The following is a 3,235-nucleotide window of genomic DNA, read 5'->3' as shown; positions in this document are numbered from 1 at the left end:
TGCTAAGCGACTACCGTATCTAACAGGGGGCAACCCCCAACTACTTCAGGCGTTCTAGGGCTTAACTGCTGTGTTCGGCATGGGTACAGGTGTATCTCCTAGGCTATCGTCACTTAACTACTGAGTCTTGTCAACTCAAAATTGAATATCTATATTCTAACAAGAAACCGATCGCTTGTCAATATTGACTCGTGAGTAATTGTACTCAGGCTAAATTCTTAGTGAAAAAGATAAACTTCCTAGAGTCTATTGACTCTGCGTCAGTTTCCTATTTTCATACAGAATTTGTAACGCCTTCGTTACTTATTCTTGGATAAGTCCTCGAGCGATTAGTATTGGTCCGCTACATGTGTCGCCACACTTCCACTTCCAACCTATCTACCTGATCATCTCTCAGGGCTCTTACTAACATAAAGTTATGGGAAATCTCATCTTGAGGTGGGTTTCACACTTAGATGCTTTCAGCGTTTATCCCGTCCCTACATAGCTACCCAGCGATGCCTTTGGCAAGACAACTGGTACACCAGCGGTAAGTCCACTCTGGTCCTCTCGTACTAGGAGCAGATCCTCTCAAATTTCCTACGCCCGCGACGGATAGGGACCGAACTGTCTCACGACGTTCTGAACCCAGCTCGCGTGCCGCTTTAATGGGCGAACAGCCCAACCCTTGGGACCGACTACAGCCCCAGGATGCGACGAGCCGACATCGAGGTGCCAAACCTCCCCGTCGATGTGAACTCTTGGGGGAGATAAGCCTGTTATCCCCAGGGTAGCTTTTATCCGTTGAGCGATGGCCCTTCCATACGGAACCACCGGATCACTAAGCCCGACTTTCGTCCCTGCTCGAGTTGTAGCTCTCGCAGTCAAGCTCCCTTATACCTTTACACTCTGCGAATGATTTCCAACCATTCTGAGGGAACCTTTGGGCGCCTCCGTTACCTTTTAGGAGGCGACCGCCCCAGTCAAACTGCCCGTCAGACACTGTCTCCGATAGGGATAACCTATCCGGGTTAGAGTAGCCATAACACAAGGGTAGTATCCCAACAGCGCCTCTGTCGAAACTGGCGTCCCGACTTCATAGGCTCCTACCTATCCTGTACATGTGGTACAGATACTCAATATCAAACTGCAGTAAAGCTCCATGGGGTCTTTCCGTCCTGTCGCGGGTAACCTGCATCTTCACAGGTACTAAAATTTCACCGAGTCTCTCGTTGAGACAGTGCCCAAATCATTACGCCTTTCGTGCGGGTCGGAACTTACCCGACAAGGAATTTCGCTACCTTAGGACCGTTATAGTTACGGCCGCCGTTTACTGGGGCTTCAATTCAGATCTTCGCTTACGCTAAACCCTCCTCTTAACCTTCCAGCACCGGGCAGGCGTCACCCCCTATACATCATCTTACGATTTAGCAGAGAGCTGTGTTTTTGATAAACAGTTGCTTGGGCCTATTCACTGCGGCTGACCTTAAGTCAGCACCCCTTCTCCCGAAGTTACGGGGTCATTTTGCCGAGTTCCTTAACGAGAGTTCTCTCGCTCACCTGAGGCTACTCGCCTCGACTACCTGTGTCGGTTTGCGGTACGGGTAGAGTATGATACATCGCTAGAAGCTTTTCTCGGCAGTGTGACGTCACTAACTTCGCTACTTAACTTCGCTCCCCATCACAGCTCAATGTTATAGATACAAGCATTTGACTCATATCACACCTCACTGCTTAGACGGGCACTTCCAATCGCCCGCTTTAGTTAGCCTACTGCGTCCCTCCATCACTTCATACTCTAGTACAGGAATATCAACCTGTTGTCCATCGGATACACCCTTCGGTCTCTCCTTAGGTCCCGACTAACCCAGGGCGGACGAGCCTTCCCCTGGAAACCTTAGTCTTACGGTGGATGGGATTCTCACCCATCTTTCGCTACTCATACCGGCATTCTCACTTCTATGCGTTCCAGCACTCCTCACGGTATACCTTCTTCACACATAGAACGCTCTCCTACCATAACACCTAAGTGTTATCCACAGCTTCGGTAAATTGTTTTAGCCCCGGTACATTTTCGGCGCAGGGTCACTCGACTAGTGAGCTATTACGCACTCTTTGAATGAATAGCTGCTTCTAAGCTAACATCCTAGTTGTCTGTGCAACCCCACATCCTTTTCCACTTAACAATTATTTTGGGACCTTAGCTGGTGGTCTGGGCTGTTTCCCTTTCGACTACGGATCTTAGCACTCGCAGTCTGACTGCCGACCATAAATCATTGGCATTCGGAGTTTATCTGAAATCAGTAAACCGAGATGGCCCCCTCATCCAAACAGTGCTCTACCTCCAAGATTCTCAAATGTCGACGCTAGCCCTAAAGCTATTTCGGAGAGAACCAGCTATCTCCAAGTTCGTTTGGAATTTCTCCGCTACCCACAAGTCATCCAAGCACTTTTCAACGTGCCCTGGTTCGGTCCTCCAGTGCGTCTTACCGCACCTTCAACCTGCTCATGGGTAGGTCACATGGTTTCGGGTCTACGACATAATACTAATGCGCCCTATTAAGACTCGGTTTCCCTACGGCTCCGTCTCTTCAACTTAACCTCGCATCATATCGTAACTCGCCGGTTCATTCTACAAAAGGCACGCTCTCACCCATTAACGGGCTCGAACTTGTTGTAGGCACACGGTTTCAGGTTCTATTTCACTCCCCTTCCGGGGTACTTTTCACCTTTCCCTCACGGTACTGGTTCACTATCGGTCACTAGAGAGTATTTAGGGTTGGGAGATGGTCCTCCCGGATTCCGACGAGATTTCGCGTGTCTCGCCGTACTCAGGATACTGCTAGGTATAAAGACTATTTCAAATACGAGGCTGTTACTCTCTTTGGCCTACCTTCCCAGGTAGTTCTTCTATACTCTTTAAGTCCACATTGCAGTCCTACAACCCCGAGGAGTAAACTCCTCGGTTTGCCCTCCTGCCGTTTCGCTCGCCGCTACTAAGGCAATCGCTTTTGCTTTCTCTTCCTGCAGCTACTTAGATGTTTCAGTTCACTGCGTCTTCCTCTTCACTACCTTAACAGTAGTGAGTGACAGGCATTACCTGCCGGGTTCCCCCATTCGGACATCCCTGGATCATTGCTTACTTACAGCTCCCCAAGGCATTTCGTCGTTAGTCACGTCCTTCATCGGCTTCTAGTGCCAAGGCATCCACCGTGCGCCCTTATTAACTTAACCTTATTAACCTAATTTTTCAAAA

Annotated in this window: 2 rRNA genes; both read right to left on the bottom strand. The window is 49.2% G+C overall.

The annotated features are described in order from the left end of the window. Position 1: 1 nt before the first annotated feature. Positions 2-117, bottom strand: a 5S ribosomal RNA gene (gene rrf / locus P7J36_RS11360). 192 nt (positions 118-309) lie between these two features. Continuing rightward, positions 310-3,213: ribosomal RNA gene (locus tag P7J36_RS11355) — 23S ribosomal RNA — on the bottom strand. Positions 3,214-3,235 lie beyond the last annotated feature (22 nt).

The organism is Streptococcus suis (genome assembly GCF_046032115.1).
GTDB lineage: Bacteria > Bacillota > Bacilli > Lactobacillales > Streptococcaceae > Streptococcus > Streptococcus suis_AJ.
This window is presented reverse-complemented; position numbering and strand designations above follow the sequence as displayed.